Genomic DNA, 15,914 nt, shown 5'->3' on the forward strand with positions numbered 1-15,914 from the left:
CTAGCTTGATTTTTTAACGGGAAAGCGCAACACGTCGTCTGAAAACGCTCCCGTAGAGGCTTTGCAGGATCGACGTGGGCCTTGCTCGCTCATGTTGATCGGCACGCCATTTGGCACTAACTCTTGCATTATGTAGTCGATAAAGCGTCGACAGGCTAAACTCACGTAACGTCTTGATGGATAAGCTAAGAAACATTCGCCTTGATGGGGCTGGATTTCAGGTAACAGAGTCACTAGCTCACCGCTTTGCACATATTCATCCACGACTTCAGCAGGCGCATACACGATACCGCGCCCTTGCAATCCAAACTCAACCGCCACTTCAATACTGTTCGAGCAGAAATTGCCTCTGACTCTCACCTCTTGTTCTGAACCGATAAATAACTCATTAAAAATTTTGCCGTTGGATAAACGGAACATAGACACATTATGCGCTTCAATCTCTTTCGGTGTTTTAGGTGTGCCGTGTACCGCTAAATATTGCGGACTGGCGTAAAAACGTAAGTCAGTGGTAAAAATCGGCCGCACCACTAAATCTAAGGTATCCAACGCAGGCTCAACCACAAAGGCCACATCGAGATTATGTTTCACCATATCGACGGATTCTGAGCTGCTGATGACTTCTAAGGTGAGTTTTGGGTGCATATCCATAAAGCGGAAAATGGCTTGCATCAAGATTTTCATGCTATGGATGGGGAACATTTGAATGCGCAGATGCCCGCTGATCTCAGCATCATCATTGGTCATTTCGAATAGGGTTTCATCGAGCTGGGCCAGAATGTTTTGCGAGCGCTGGTAAAAATGGCTACCTGCAGACGTGAGCGTCATGGAGCGGCTCTGGCGGTGGAACAATTTAATATTCAGCTCATCTTCCAAGGCTTGCAAACGCCGACTGACAGTCGATTTTGGCAAGTTAAGTAAATCAGCCGCTTCAATCAAACTACCGGTTTCAGCAATTCGGTGGAATAACGCTAAGTCCTCTGTCTTCATTTTGACCTTAAGTTCAATCTCATTATGTGGGACTGATAATCCCAAAGTATCCCGTTTATTGCAACTACTTTAGCTGGTATCTTCGCGCCCAGAAATGCTGACAACTTGTTAACTAGGAAATCGCCACCATGAAATCATATCGACTCTTGCCACTGGCAATGCTGCTTCCAGCCCTGCTCAGTGGTTGTTCGCCTGCGGAAAGTTCAGTACAAGTGGACACTGTCCGTCCGGTTAAACTGTTTGAAGTGCTCAACGTAGAAGCTGGAGATTTTAGAACTTTTCCTGCCCGCGTTGCCGCCAATAGCCGCGCCGAATTGTCGTTCCGTATTTCAGGGCAATTAACCGAACTGACATTAGTCGAAGGCCAAAGAGTCGCTCAAGGTAGCCTGCTCGCCCAGCTTGACGACAGGGATGCCAAAAATAATTTAATGACCCGTGAGGCCGAGCACGAACTGTTAGCTGCCGACTTTAAACGTAAGGTCGAGCTGCTTAATCGTAAGCTGATTTCACAGTCTGAGTTTGATAGCACGCAAGCGCAGCTCAAATCGGCCAAGGCGGCCCTTGCGGCAGCGCGCGATCAGCTGAGTTACACCCGTTTAACTGCGCCCTTTAGCGGCACTATTGCAAAACGTTTAGTGGATAACCACCAAATAGTGCAGGCCAATCAAGGGGTGTTAACACTGCAAAACAACAACTTGCTCGATGTGAGCATTCAAGTTCCCGAGTCGATGGCGGCGGGGCTGAAGCAATATACCGATCAAGCTCACTTTACCGCTAAGGTGCGTTTTAGCGCCTTTCCCGAGCAAAGTTTCGATGCCAAGTTTAAAGAATACTCCACCCAAGTCACCCCAGGTACTCAAGCCTATGAAGTGGTTTTTTCATTGCCTCAACCTCAAGATATTCAATTACTTCCGGGGATGAGTGCCGAGTTAACCTTAGCCTTAGTTAAAGATCCAAGCGCCCTTGCATCCAGCATAGTGCCCGTGACCGCTATCGATAAACGCGATCAAGATGGCCAAGTGCAAGTGTGGGTTTATCAAACCCAATCGGGTGAAGTCAAACCCACTATGGTGACCCTAGGACGCGTGAGTAACCAAGGCGTTGAGATTTTAACGGGTATCAACAAGGGCGATCTTATCGTCAGCGCTGGCGTGTCTCAATTATCCGCTGGCATGAAAGTCAAACCACTACGCTGGCAGCGTGGGGTGTAATTGATGAACATTGCAGAGTATTCGATACGCCACAAAGTCATCAGTTGGATGTTTGTGTTGCTGCTACTCGTGGGTGGCGGCGTGAGTTTTACCGGTTTGGGGCAATTGGAATTCCCCGAATTCACCATTAAAGAAGCCCTAGTGATCACGGCTTACCCCGGCGCATCACCTGAACAAGTTGAAGAAGAAGTCACACTGCCGCTCGAAGATGCCCTGCAGCAACTCGATGCCATTAAGCATGTGACCTCGATTAACAGTGCGGGCCTGTCACAAATCCAAATCGAGATTAAAGAAAGCTACGACAAAACCACCCTGCCACAGGTGTGGGATGAAGTGCGTCGTAAGGTGAACGACACGGCGGGCAACTTGCCTCCGGGCACCACTGCGCCGCAGGTGATGGACGACTTTGGTGATGTGTATGGCATTTTATTTAATCTCTCTGGGCCCGATTATAGCAACCGCGAGTTAAGCAATTACGCCGACTATCTGCGCCGCGAACTCGTGCTCGTGCCCGGGGTGAAAAAAGTTTCAGTTGCAGGCAGCGTCATCGAGCAAGTCGTGATTGAAATCTCCCAGCAAAAGCTGTCGGCACTGGGATTAGATCAAAGCTATATCTATGGTTTAGTGAACAATCAAAACGTAGTCTCCAACGCGGGCAGCTTAGTGATTGGCGATAACCGTATCCGCATTCATCCCACGGGCGAATTTAGCAATGTGCAGGATCTGGCGCGCTTGATTGTCAGCCCACCGGGTAGCACTGAGCTGATTTACCTTGGCGACATTGCCAATATCGAAAAGGATTACGACGAAACCCCAAATGTGCTTTACCACAATAAGGGCGAAGCGGCGTTATCACTGGGGATTTCTTTCTCTAGCGGCGTGAACGTGGTTGAAGTCGGACAAAAGGTCAGTGACCGCTTAGCCGAGCTTGAATCCCAACGCCCAATCGGCATGAATTTAGCGACGGTTTACAACCAGAGTCAGGCGGTCGATGAGACAGTCAACGGCTTCTTAATCAACTTATTAGAATCCATTGCTATCGTGATCGCCGTGCTCCTGCTGTTTATGGGGCTGCGCTCAGGCATGTTGATGGGCCTGATCTTACTGCTGACGATTCTAGGTACCTTTATCGTGATGAAAGTGCTGGGGATTGAGCTGCAACTCATCTCCCTCGGCGCACTCATTATCGCCCTTGGCATGTTGGTCGATAACGCGATTGTGGTCACCGAAGGTATTTTGATTGGCCTGCGCCGTGGTAAAACTCGCCTCGAAGCGGCCAAGCAAATTGTGGCTCAAACCCAGTGGCCGCTATTAGGCGCGACTGTGATTGCCATTATTGCCTTTGCGCCCATTGGCTTATCGCAAAATGCCGCAGGTGAATTCTGCCGTTCTTTATTCCAAGTGTTGATGATTTCGCTGTTTATCAGCTGGATAACCGCCATCACCTTAACGCCGTTCTTCTGCCATCTGTTATTTAAGGATGCGCCGAGCGATGAAGAAGCCCAAGACCCCTACAAGGGCTGGTTCTTCAGCTTATATCGCGCAAGTTTAACCCTAGCGCTGCGCTTTAGGCTGGTGAGTATTCTGCTGGTTATAGCCATGCTGTTCAGCGCTGTGGTGGGCTTTGGTCATATCAAGAATGTGTTCTTCCCTGCCTCTAACACGCCGATTTTCTTTGTGGATATCTGGATGCCAGAGGGCACGGACATTAAGGCGACCGAACGTTTTACTGCCGATATTGAGCGCCAGTTACTGCAACAGAACGAGCAAAAAGATATTGGGTTGAAACACTTAACCAGCGTTATCGGCCAAGGTTCGCAGCGTTTCGTCCTGCCCTATCAGCCAGAAAAAGGCTATCCCGCCTTTGCCCAGTTGATCGTCGAAATGCAAGATCTCGCCGCCGTTAAAGCCTATATGCCAGAGTTAGAAACCTTGTTAAATCAACGTTTCCCACAGGCGCAATATCGCTTAAAAAACATGGAGAACGGCCCTTCGCCCGCCGCCAAAATTGAGGCACGCTTCTACGGCGACAATCCTGAAGTGCTGCGCGCTTTAGGCGCCCAAGCCGAGGCCATTTTCCACGCCGAACCGAGCATGGATGGCATACGTCACAACTGGCGTAATCAAGTGCCCTTGATCCGTCCGCAACTGGAAAATGCCCAAGCGCGGGAAACGGGGATCAGTAAGCAAGATCTCGACAATGCCCTATTGGTTAACTTTAGCGGTAAACAAATTGGTCTATACCGAGAAACCAGCCACTTGTTGCCCATCGTCGCCAGAGCGCCCGCCGAAGAACGTTTGCAGGCCGACAGCCTGTGGAAGTTGCAAATTTGGAGTAGCGAACACAACACCTTTGTGCCTGCCACCCAAGTGGTGAGTAGCTTTAACACTGAGTGGGAAAACCCGCTGGTGATGCGCCGAGATCGTATGCGTATGCTCGCTGTGATGGCCGATCCTAAGCTTGGCAGTGATGAAACCGCCGACTCTGTACTGCGTAAAGAGAAAGACAAGGTCGAAGCGATCAGCCTGCCCGCAGGTTATCACTTGGAATGGGGCGGTGAATTTGAAACCGCAGGCGAAGCGCAAACCGCGGTATTCAGCTCGATTCCCATGGGTTATCTGGCGATGTTCTTGATCACCGTATTCCTGTTCAACTCAGTGCGTCAGCCCTTAGTGATCTGGTTTACTGTGCCCTTGGCCCTGATTGGGGTGTCTGCGGGACTCTTGTTATTCGACGCCCCTTTCAGCTTTATGGCGCTACTCGGCCTGCTGAGTTTGTCGGGTATGGTGATTAAAAACGGTATCGTCTTGGTCGATCAAATCAACCTCGAACTCAGTGAAGGCAAACCCGCTTATTTCGCCTTGGTCGACTCCTGTGTCAGCCGTGTGCGCCCCGTCATGATGGCAGCGATAACCACTATGCTCGGGATGATCCCACTGATCTCTGACGCCTTTTTCGGTTCAATGGCGATTACGATTATTTTCGGTCTTGGTTTTGCTTCACTGCTAACACTCATAGTACTGCCAGTGATGTACAGCCTAGTATTCAATATTAAAGCGACAGCGATAGGAGGTGAGTCACCTAACAAATAACACTCAACTTTTTAGCTCCGCAATTGTTCCAAAAACGCTTCCCGGCGCGGCCGGTCAGTCACTCGTGGCTGGCTGGTCATTTCTGATACATGTCCCCCCCTAGCTATTGCGATCTGTTGCGCTTATCTGACTTGCCATTTACACTTGATGGCGAGCGACAAGCTCAAGGAAGTGATTATTAAATAAGGAAGTTATATGAAGCTCATCAAGCTAGCTGTGCTGCTCGGCCTCGTTTTTATGGCGTATCAAAAATGGTATGCAGTCAAACCCCTCGAATCCCATTTATTAACTTCTGTCCCCGTGAAAGTGCAGATGTTACCTAATCCCAAGGCGCTACATAAAAACTCGGGACAGGTCAGCGTTGAAACCATTACCACTCAAAAACAAGCTCAAGAACCGCTGGTATTGAGCGTTATCGCCTACAGCTCCCAGTTTGAAACCATAGATGAGGAAGATATTACCGAGCTTTCCTTCGATGACACCAACACGCTAGCGAAAAAGTTTAAAGAGATGCAGGGAACAGATGAGCTGAAATTGACGCGCGGTTATATCGAACACGGCGGGCAGCGGGGTTATGAGATCAGTATGGATATGGGTAAAGATCTTGGCACTTTAGTGCAGCATGCCTATGCCTACAATAATCACCTGCTGATTTTAACCGCCAGCTATGATGACAATGGCCAAAACCGTCGCACCGCAGAAGCCTTTCTCAACTCAGTGGAATTTTTATAACGAGTGGAAGAAGTACACCAGCGGCGCAGCTCAGAGGATTCTGAAGGCCGCTGGTATTGAAGCGAGATTTGGGTAGAAGTTCAAGCGAATAAACGCGCAAACCAAATTAGCTAAACCATAACAGACTAAGGCTTAGGATCTTTATCCTGCGCGTTACCTTGTTCTTTATTCTGATCTTTATAAAGCAGCTGATGACTCGCGGGCTTGATATCACTTGGATCGACTTTATGTTCGAAGTCGCCCTCAAACACATTACCGTCTTTCTTCACGCTATCATCAAACGGCGCTTGGCCAAATGGGTCCTGCGGCTTAGGCCCAAAGGGACTTTGGCCCGCTTGAAAGCCGCCGTGCATTCCGCCCTGTAACCCCGCCACAACCCGCAACTGCATGCGCTTGAACAGCAAGGCAGCAATGGGACGGCGGGTGAATGGCGTCAGCAATAATAGGCCAATGGCATCGGTCACAAAACCGGGGATCACCAGTAAAATACCCGCCATGGCTAACATCATGCCTTCGACGATTTCTTGCCCCGGCGCTTCACCGCGAGCGAGTTTTTGCTGTACTTGCATTAAGGTGCTTAAACCTTGGCTGCGAACCAAAGAGACCCCGAGCACAGCGGTAAACAGCACTAAACCTATGGTAGTCCAAGTGCCAAGCACTTCACCCACACGGATCAGCACCGACAGCTCTATTACTGGGATCAGCACAAAGAGTAAAAATATAATGAAAAACATACCGACCTCAGGTTTATCTGACTATCTGTGTAAACTAAATGGGGACTATCCGGTCTTAATTCAAGTCAGGCTAAGCATTGCGACAGACTAAGGGTCTAATAACCTCTGATTGAGCAACGGATTTAACAACTGATATTTAGCTCACCCTTTTGTTAACGCGCTAATGTATGAGACCATTAAAACACGTAAAGTAGCCTAACTCAGTTGGCTTAAGCGAACTTTAAGATTCTTAAGAGACGATACCTAATACCATGCAGCATCAGTATTTAATGGTTAGCACTACCTGCCCCGATGAAGTACAAGCCAATACCTTGGCTCGGGCTTTAGTTGAGTCGCGTATTGCCGCTTGTGTTCATATCTCCGCCCCGATACGTTCAATTTATGCTTGGGAAGGGAAAATCTGTGAAGAACAAGAATTTAGCTTACAGATTAAATGTTTACAAAGTCGATATTCAGAGTTAGAACAACTTGTGCTTAGACTTCACCCTTATCAAGTACCCGAAATTATTGCCGTGCCTGTGACTCACGGGCTACCAGCCTACTTAGATTGGATAAAAGACAACACTCAGCCATGAAAAAACTACTCAGCCTTATTTTTACGTCTTTATTGCTCCTCACGCCCTTAGCGCACAGTGAAGGGGTTTTCGGTAACAAATTCGACTTCATGAAGAGTGAACCGGAATTGATGCCTGTCGATCAAGCATTTGCCTTCGATTTTAAGCAAGAAGGTAATCAGGTCAAACTCAATTGGGTGATTGCCGACGGTTACTACATGTACCGCGACAAGCTTAAATTCAGTGTCAATGGCGCCGAGCTAGGCACAGTGACGCTGCCCAAGGGCAAGCCCCATGAAGATGAGTATTTTGGCGAGCAAGAAGTCTATTACACCTATGTGGATATTCCCGTTGCGCTGAAACAGGCCGATAAAAATGCCACGCTTACCGTCACTTTTATGGGCTGCGCCGAAGGTAAGTTGTGTTATCCACCGACCAAGCGTGACGTGGTTCTAAAAGCGATTGCCGCCAACGATGGCTTGATCGCAGGCGCCGAAGCGAGCGAATCGACCGCCGCAGCAGAGCCTGCCAGCACTGAGTCCGCCAGTGCTGAGTCAAGCACTGCCGATAAAGCCAATACCCAACCTATTACTCAGCAAGATACCCTGAGCCAAATGCTGTCAAACGACAGCCTGATTTGGACCTTATTGATCTTCTTTGGTCTAGGTGTCGGTCTGGCATTAACGCCTTGCGTGTTCCCTATGTACCCGATTTTGTCTGGCATTATTGTTGGCCAAGGGCAAAAACTCTCAACCGCGAAAGCCTTTACCTTGTCTATGGCCTACGTCCAAGGCATGGCAATCACTTACTCTATCTTAGGGTTAGTGGTCGCATCGGCAGGACTGAAATACCAAGCGGCATTGCAACATCCCGCCGTGTTAGTGGTTCTGGCGATTCTGTTCTTTGTGCTCAGCTTATCTATGTTTGGCCTGTACGATTTAAAACTGCCATCGAGCTGGCAGGAAAAGATGAACTCAGTATCGAACAACCAAAAAGGCGGCAACTTAGTTGGCGTATTCTTGATGGGCGTGATTTCTGGCCTGGTCGCATCACCTTGCACTACCGCGCCGCTATCGGGTGCGCTCGTTTATGTGGCGCAAACCGGCGACTTACTCCAAGGCTTCCTAGCCCTGTATGTGCTGAGTATGGGCATGGGTTTACCGCTACTGATTATCGGCACCTCAGGCGGTAAATTATTACCGAGAGCGGGCGCTTGGATGGACATCATCAAAACCGTCTTCGGCTTCCTGTTGATCGCTGTGTCTATCGTAATGCTCGGTCGTATTTGGACGGGCGTGGTATCCGATGTGCTTTGGTCACTGTGGGGCGTGAGCTTCACTGGCTACTTGATGCATCAGAACAAACTCAGTCCCTTCAACTGGAAACAAACTGTCCGTTCAGTGCTATTAACTCTGACGCTACTGGCGAGTTTCTCCTACGGATTCCAAGCTGTGATGGGCCACTTTGGTTTTAATCACAATCCCGTAGGCACTGCGGCGACGACCGAAGAAGCCCATGGCTTTAAACGAATTAAATCCATTGAAGATCTTGAGCAAGAAATCGCTGCCGCTGCCGCCCAAGGTAAGCCTGTGATGCTGGATCTCTATGCTGATTGGTGTGTTGCCTGTAAAGAGTTTGAAGCCATCACCTTTAAGGATGCCGACGTGTTAGCCCGCATGAATAAAATCGTGCTGCTGCAAGCCGATGTGACTAAGAGTGACAAGGTCGATGTGGCCTTACTCGAAAAATACAATGTGCTCGGTTTACCTACGTTGTTGATGTTTAACGAACAAGGTGAGCAAAGGGAAGATTTACGTGTGACTGGTTTTATGGGCCCTAAAGATTTTGCCGCCCATTTAGATCATCTGGTGAAATAGTCACGATTTAGACTTAGACCACTAAAGCGATTTCACCCGCGCCAGTTTTAACCGGCAAGTGTATTTGCCGCAACACCAATAGAAAGCGGACTTTTTTCATTAAAAGTCCGCTTTTTTGTTCCAGTGTCATAGATTTCTTATACAATCACTCATAATTTTGGACTTTTTAGATTGGAGCATCATGGAACCCGGTATCCTCATTATCACACTCATCTGCGGCATGCTCGTCAGCCGTATAGGACTACCACCGCTCATCGGCTACTTAGTGGCGGGCTTTGTACTATTCGTCCTCGGGATAGATAAAGAAAGCCTGCCATTGCTGCAAGAACTCGCCAGCCTAGGCGTGACTTTGCTGCTGTTTGCTATTGGTTTGAAACTCGATATTCGTAGCCTGTTCAAGGCCGAAGTGTGGGCGGGTTCGAGTGTGCACTTAGTACTCTCAATCGTGGTTTTTGTGCCGATTCTGAAACTCTTCGGCTTACTGGGTTTAAGCCAACTCACGAGTCTTAACCTTGAGCAACTGACGTTAATCGCCTTCGCGTTAAGCTTCTCCAGTACCGTATTTGCGGTCAAAGTGTTAGAAGATAAGGGCGACGTCCAATCCCTCTACGGCCGGGTCGCCATTGGTATCTTGATTATGCAGGATATCTTCGCCGTACTGTTTTTAACGATTTCTAAGGGCGATGTACCTTCGGTATGGGCCTTCGCATTACTCTTACTGCCACTGGCTAAGCCGCTTATTTATAAAGCCTTCGACCGTGTCGGCCACGGTGAACTGTTAGTCCTTTTCGGCCTAGTGATGGCACTTGTGGTTGGCGCTTGGTTATTTGAATCTGTTGGTCTGAAACCCGATCTCGGCGCACTGATCATAGGTATCTTGTTGGCGGGCCACAAAAAGTCCTCAGAGCTGGCAAAATCCCTGTTCTATTTTAAAGAACTCTTCCTCGTTGCCTTCTTCTTAACCATAGGGCTCAACGGCTTACCTACGGTATCGGATATCGTACTCGCAGCGCTGTTAGTGCTGTTAGTGCCACTTAAAATCCTGCTATTTGTTTATATTCTTACCCGCTTTAAGCTGCGTTCACGTACCTCTATGTTGGGCTCGTTCAACCTAGGTAACTTCAGTGAATTCGGTTTGATTGTCGCCGCCGTCGCCACCTATAAAGGTTGGTTGCCTCCCGAGTGGCTAGTGATCATCGCCGTGGCATTAAGCTTTAGCTTTTTACTCGCCGCGCCGCTTAACGCCACCGTAGGTAACATCTATCAACGATTCCAGCAGCGTTTAATCAAGCTTGAAAAACGCCCATTGCACCCAGAAGACAGACCGATCGCCATTGGCAACCCACGCTTCTTAATCTTAGGTATGGGCCGCATTGGTAGCGGCGCCTACGATGAACTCAGGGAACAATTTGACGGCGAAATTCTCGGCATTGAGCACAAGCAAGACTTAGTCGATTTACACAAAGCCAAGGGCCGCAACGTAGTGCAAGGTGACGCCGCGGATACCGACTTTTGGGAGAAACTCGATAGAGCCCCTAACCTTGAGTTAGTGCTGCTGGCCATGCCGCACCACGCGGGAAATATGTTTGCAGTTGAGCAACTTAAAAAACTGAATTATCAAGGCAAGATCAGTGCGATTGTGCAGTACAGTGACGATGCCGCGGCACTTCGCGAATCGGGCGTACACAGTGTTTACAACCTGTACGAAGCTGCGGGTGCCGGTTTTGTGGATCATGTGATTTACGAGCTGTTGCAAGACTCAGAAAAAAACGCCGCGCAAGCGGAAGAAACAGCGCAAGTGGCTGATCCTAAAATTAATGCAGAGTCCAATAGTTAAGTGCCTGCTAATGCTGCATTGAATTAAAATCACGCCATAACAAGCCGCACAAACGAGCAGTAACCTCCTCTGCAAGTTTGTGCGTCCTCCAACTAACTACTGACTAATCTTTACAAATCAATCGACTAGATAACGCACTGAATACGTTATTTTGACTTCCTATCACAGTATCGATTTTCTCATTGCCGCCCATCGCCATTTCAGCAAAAAATCTCAGTTACATCACCGACTCAGTCGTGATATAAATCGATGACGGTAACGAAATTAGCTCAGCTTTTTTGGAATTTTTTACAGCATGTCAAACCCTGCGCAGCGCGCCACAAAGTTATTTGTCCAAACCTTTGGCACTAAAGCCGACGATTTATATCAAGCCCCTGGGCGCGTCAATCTGATCGGTGAATACACGGATTACAACGACGGTTTTGTACTCCCGGCAGCCATTAATTTTCATACAGTGATTGCGGTAAAACGCCGTGACGACACTAAGTTTCGTGCCGTTGCCGATGCCTTTCCCGGACAAATTAAAGAGTGGACCTTCGGTCAAGAAAACGACATGGACCCGCAAGATGGCTGGGTGAATTACCTCAAAGGTTTTACTGCGGCTATGGCGCAAACAGGTTTATTAGCCAAGGGCTTAGACTTAGCCATTGTGGGCGATGTACCACTTGCAGCAGGTTTATCCTCATCGGGCGCCCTCGTTGTCGCCTTCGGCACTGCCATCAGTGATACCAGCCAATTGCATTTATCGCCAATGGCGGTAGCGCAACTGGCCCAACGTGGTGAGCACAGATATGTCGAATCGGCCTGTGGCATCATGGATCAAATGTGCAGCGCCATGGGTGAGCAAGACCACGCGCTGCTGATTGACTGCTTAGATCTGGACAGCGAAGCCATTCCCATCCCAGAAAACCTAAGCCTTATCATCATAGATGCCCATATTGAGAAACAACGTTTAGCCGCCACCAATCAACAACGTCGCAACGAATGCGCCCAAGCGGCAGAATACTTTGGCTTAGATGCGCTGCGTCACCTCGATTTACGTCGATTAGAAAGCGCAAAAGCCGATTTAGATGAAGTGTTATATCGCAGAGCGAAACACGTCGTCACAGAAAACCAAAGAACCCAGAGTGCTGCCCGCGCATTAGAGCAAAATAACATTCAAAAATTCAGTCGCTTAATGGCGGAATCCCATGCTTCACTGCGGGATGATTTTGAAGTGACACTGCCCGAATTTGATACCTTAGTTGAGATTGTCAGCCGAGTGATTGGCGAGCGTGGCGGCATCCGCATGACCGACGGCTGCGTGGTCGCTTTAGTCGATCATGAACTGACCGATGCTGTCGTAGCCGCCGTTGAACATGAGTTTTTCGACAAAACCGCAATTGATGCCACTGTCTATTTATGTTCCGCCAGCGCTGGCGCGGGCCGCATAGACAATTAGCCAGAACGCGCTTAAAACAAAGAAAACCAATACAGTGACAAGGCCGTCGATAACATACGAATTCATCGCTGAACTTTATGGTGTTGATGGCAAATAATAGGGTTAACATACTCATTTAACACAATAAGCAGTGAGCATTTTCAACACAGAGGGAAGCTAAATGGTACGTTTCAGTGTTTTGGATCCTTGGACCGATCCCCGCGGCGGCGAAATCGAACGGGTTCGGATCGACAATGGCATACTCGCATTAGAAGTCATCAGCTTAGGCGGAATTATCCGTGCTCTGTGGACCCCAGATAAACACGGCGAACGTGCCAATATCGTCCTTGGTTGCGACAGCGCCGAAGACTACCTGACGCAATCGGCTCACTTAGGCGCCATTGCTGGCCGTTTTGCAAATCGTATAGCTAACGGCAAAATGCACTATCAAGGCCAAGATTATCAACTCGATGTCAACCAAGCGACTAACTGTTTACACGGCGGCCGTGAAGGGTTTAATCGTAAAAACTGGCACTTAGGCCAACTGCCCGATGGTGTGCGCTTGACCTTAATGAGTCCAGACGGCGACATGGGTTTCCCCGGTAATTGCACGGTTCAGCTAGATTACCGTCTCGCAGGTAATAATCTCTATGTGGAAATTTTAGCTTCGGTGGATAAAGCCTGTCCCGTGAGCTTAACCCAGCACAGTTATTTCAACCTCGATGGTTCAGAGACCAATCACGAGCATTTGATGCAAATCGATGCCAAGCGTTATCTCACCATGAATGATGTCAGTGTTCCCACTGGGATTGCCGAGACTGCAGGATCGATTTTCGACTTGAGTCAGCCGATACGCTTAGGCGACAAACTGCATGCCGCTGAATTGGCGAACACGCGCGGTTATGATCACTGTTATATGATGAATGACCCCGACGGTTCACTCGCCCGCTTTGGCTGTTTAAGTAGTCCTGTGAGTGGCCGCGCTATGACGGTTTATACCAATCAACCGAGCGTGCAGCTCTACTGCGCTAACTTTTTAGATGGCACAGTGGGTCGCAATCAACAGGTATTAAATCAACATCATGGCGTGTGTTTAGAACCGCAGATGCTGCCAGACTCACCGAATCAAGGCGAGCGCTTTGGTGATGATGTTTGGTTAGTGCCAGGCAAGGTTTATCACCACATCAGCCGATATCAGTTCGATGCCGATGCGTAACATTAGCTATAAATTAGCGGTATATTAACGGGTAAATCGAGTCGCGATAAAATAGCGATGAATTGAGGTTAACGCGCGGTTTCGCGGAAGGAAATAAAGCGATAAGGAATAAAATAAGCACTATTTTATTCCTTACACTCACAGTGTTAGCCCTTAAGCCGACACTGTGTTAATCATCAAAATCATCGACCCAATCATCGTCAAAATCGACGCCTACGGCATCGGATTCCACTTCTGGTTCAACTTCAGGCTTCGCCTTACGAACAGGCGCAGTTTCCTTCACGTTGTTTAGGTCAATACGAGCTTGATGCTTACTCATGAATTGAGCTCTAGCCGCCTTCCATGCACCACTAAACTTAGCCTCAGCAGCTTTTAACGCAGCCTCATCTAAGTCGTATAGGTTCACTTTGACGATATCTTCCACATACTCAATGATCGCATCGCGATCGGAATTGTATAGGTAGATACGTCCTGGGGAGGCATCGGGCAGCTGGTTGTCATGGACGACAATCGCGTTGCCTTTCGATGTTCTCAGCTCACCATACCAAACCTGTTTCTTTGCTGTGTTATACATATATGCTAATACCCTTAAATCAACACATACACTATGAGTTTTTTAGCCTGAATAAGCGAAGCATCGCTTGCTTTGATCCACGAATAGCGCCGGAAAGTCTCTGACGTTTTCAACTGGGTATTTTTACAGAATATTTCCGATAATCAATGCCTCATACCATGAAATTTTCACTAATTACGTATTAATTTCTGCCAAAGTACCCAAAAAGTTTAATCATTAACGACTTTAGTCTAAAAAATCGACGCGGCAAGTTTTATTCCCAATAAAAAGCAATCATATCGACTATGTTCGATGGGTATAAACTTTACGATTCGAAGTTGCCGTTCGAGGTTACTGCAAGGTTAAGCATCAGGTTTAACCATGACGATTTAACGACAGTAGCGCAAACGACTATTTACCCCTACGTTACTCAGCCACTCTTTTGCCTGAACGCTCTCAGACTTGCCTCAAATGGCCGCGACCTAAACGATGCACGCAGCCAAACCAACGTGCCGAGCCTAAATCACCGTCAGTACCACCTTGCCCCTGTGCTCACCCGACTCCATCAGCACATGGGCTTTCGCAGCTTCGCCTAATGGGAAGGTCGCAAAAATATTGGGCACAATTTTATGGGCGTTTAACAGCGGCCAGACGTTCTCAAATAATTCGGCGGCAATGGCGGCTTTAGCCTCCACGCTTTGCGGCCTTAAAGTCGACCCTGTCCACATAATACGTTTTGCCATTAGGCGGAAAATCTCCACTTCGGCCTTAGGGCCACGCTGCATCGCCACCGACACCATACGGCCGTCCATCGCTAGGGCTTGTAAATCGAGGTTAATAAAATCGCCACCCGCAATATCAAAGACCACGTTCACCCCCTTATCTTGGGTGAGCGCCATGACGGGCTCAACAAAGTTGTGGGTGCGATAGTTGATGACTTCAGCGGCGCCAAGGCTCAAGCAATAATCGCGCTTCTCATCTTGCCCCGTTGTGGCAATGACTTTTGAACCTAAGGCGCTGGCAAGTTGAATGGCCGTACTGCCGATACCGCCCGAGCCGCCGTGGATCAGCACAGTCTCGCCCGCTTTCAGTCCCGCACGCATAAACAGGTTGCCCCATACGGTGAAGAAGGTTTCTGGCAGCGCGGCGGCCTGCACATAACTAAAGCCCGTTGGGATAGGCAAACAGTGGGCAGCATAGGTGAGCGCATACTCGCCATAACCCCCGCCCGGAACTAAGGCGCAAACCTTGTCGCCGATTTGCCATTGGCTCACGCCTTCACCGAGGGCACAAATATCACCCGCGACTTCAAGCCCAACAATCGGTGATGCACCCGGTGGTGGCGGATAAGCGCCTACCCTTTGTTTGACATCGGGGCCATTTACTCCTGCTGCATGCACGCGGATCAACACTTGGCCAGCCGCTGGCACAGGTAAAGGCGAGCGCGATAGCTGCATCACCTCGGGCGCCCCGGGTTGCTCAACATGGATATGGGTGTATTCGCTTGGTAAAGCTGACATAAAAGCTCCTTTGGGAATGGCATCGACCTCATCACAGATGGCTTAGCATCTCAGGGGTCGAGTGCTAACTGCGGAAAAGTGCATCTAACCTTAATGCGGCTAAGCTAGCGCGAATTCAAGCCAAATAGCCACTCTTATTCCACAAGGTATTCAATCAGGTATTTCATAAGGCATTCA

The 15,914-nt window shown here is 48.8% G+C and carries 12 protein-coding genes; 8 read left to right on the plus strand and 4 right to left on the minus strand.

Features of this window, described 5'->3' with window-relative positions; all coding sequences use genetic code 11:
- Nucleotides 1-990 (minus strand): LysR family transcriptional regulator, encoded by a 990-nt coding sequence (locus KV201_RS09975; RefSeq protein WP_012088207.1) that lies wholly within the window; start codon nucleotides 988-990, stop codon nucleotides 1-3.
- Nucleotides 991-1,118: 128 nt separating this feature from the next.
- Between KV201_RS09975 and KV201_RS09980 the strand changes: the two genes are divergently transcribed.
- The 3 genes from KV201_RS09980 to KV201_RS09990 all read left to right on the plus strand — a co-directional run bounded on the left by KV201_RS09980 (nucleotide 1,119) and on the right by KV201_RS09990 (nucleotide 6,026).
- Nucleotides 1,119-2,201, plus strand: coding sequence for an efflux RND transporter periplasmic adaptor subunit (locus KV201_RS09980; RefSeq protein WP_226059216.1), 1,083 nt, complete (start codon nucleotides 1,119-1,121; stop codon nucleotides 2,199-2,201).
- 3 nt (nucleotides 2,202-2,204) lie between these two features.
- Nucleotides 2,205-5,294, plus strand: coding sequence for an efflux RND transporter permease subunit (locus KV201_RS09985; RefSeq protein ID WP_226059217.1), 3,090 nt, complete (start codon nucleotides 2,205-2,207; stop codon nucleotides 5,292-5,294).
- A 195-nt stretch (nucleotides 5,295-5,489) separates the two neighbouring features.
- On the plus strand, nucleotides 5,490-6,026 hold the full coding sequence (locus KV201_RS09990; RefSeq protein WP_226059218.1) for a hypothetical protein: 537 nt from the start codon (nucleotides 5,490-5,492) through the stop codon (nucleotides 6,024-6,026).
- A gap of 125 nt (nucleotides 6,027-6,151) precedes the next feature.
- Here the strand turns inward: KV201_RS09990 and KV201_RS09995 are convergent, their stop codons facing one another.
- Nucleotides 6,152-6,760, minus strand: a complete 609-nt coding sequence (locus tag KV201_RS09995; protein ID WP_226059219.1) for an FxsA family protein — start codon at nucleotides 6,758-6,760, stop codon at nucleotides 6,152-6,154.
- Between the two features lie 251 nt (nucleotides 6,761-7,011).
- Here KV201_RS09995 and cutA point away from each other — a divergent pair, with 251 nt between their 5' ends.
- The 5 genes from cutA (at nucleotide 7,012) to KV201_RS10020 (ending at nucleotide 13,664) form a co-directional block, all read left to right on the plus strand.
- Complete coding sequence (gene cutA / locus KV201_RS10000) at nucleotides 7,012-7,335, plus strand: divalent-cation tolerance protein CutA (protein ID WP_012088202.1); 324 nt, start codon at nucleotides 7,012-7,014, stop codon at nucleotides 7,333-7,335.
- On the plus strand, nucleotides 7,332-9,191 hold the full coding sequence (locus KV201_RS10005; RefSeq protein WP_226059220.1) for a protein-disulfide reductase DsbD: 1,860 nt from the start codon (nucleotides 7,332-7,334) through the stop codon (nucleotides 9,189-9,191). Before cutA ends, KV201_RS10005 begins: the two co-directional genes overlap by 4 nt.
- 181 nt (nucleotides 9,192-9,372) lie before the next feature.
- Nucleotides 9,373-11,028, plus strand: coding sequence for a cation:proton antiporter family protein (locus KV201_RS10010; RefSeq protein ID WP_063883603.1), 1,656 nt, complete (start codon nucleotides 9,373-9,375; stop codon nucleotides 11,026-11,028).
- Between the two features lie 295 nt (nucleotides 11,029-11,323).
- Entirely contained in the window at nucleotides 11,324-12,469 is a 1,146-nt protein-coding gene (galK, locus tag KV201_RS10015) for a galactokinase (RefSeq protein ID WP_226059221.1), read from the plus strand.
- Between the two features lie 160 nt (nucleotides 12,470-12,629).
- Nucleotides 12,630-13,664, plus strand: a complete 1,035-nt coding sequence (locus KV201_RS10020) for an aldose epimerase family protein (protein WP_006086124.1) — start codon at nucleotides 12,630-12,632, stop codon at nucleotides 13,662-13,664.
- A 169-nt stretch (nucleotides 13,665-13,833) separates the two neighbouring features.
- Here the strand turns inward: KV201_RS10020 and KV201_RS10025 are convergent, their stop codons facing one another.
- Both KV201_RS10025 and KV201_RS10030 read right to left on the minus strand, forming a co-directional pair.
- On the minus strand, nucleotides 13,834-14,238 hold the full coding sequence (locus KV201_RS10025) for a hypothetical protein (RefSeq protein WP_006083132.1): 405 nt from the start codon (nucleotides 14,236-14,238) through the stop codon (nucleotides 13,834-13,836).
- Nucleotides 14,239-14,735: 497 nt separating this feature from the next.
- A complete protein-coding gene (locus KV201_RS10030; RefSeq protein WP_226059222.1) occupies nucleotides 14,736-15,737 on the minus strand; it encodes an NAD(P)H-quinone oxidoreductase in 1,002 nt (333 codons plus the stop codon).
- Nucleotides 15,738-15,914: the final 177 nt, after the last annotated feature.

Source organism: Shewanella sp. SR1 (assembly GCF_020447145.1).
Lineage (GTDB): Bacteria > Pseudomonadota > Gammaproteobacteria > Enterobacterales > Shewanellaceae > Shewanella > Shewanella baltica.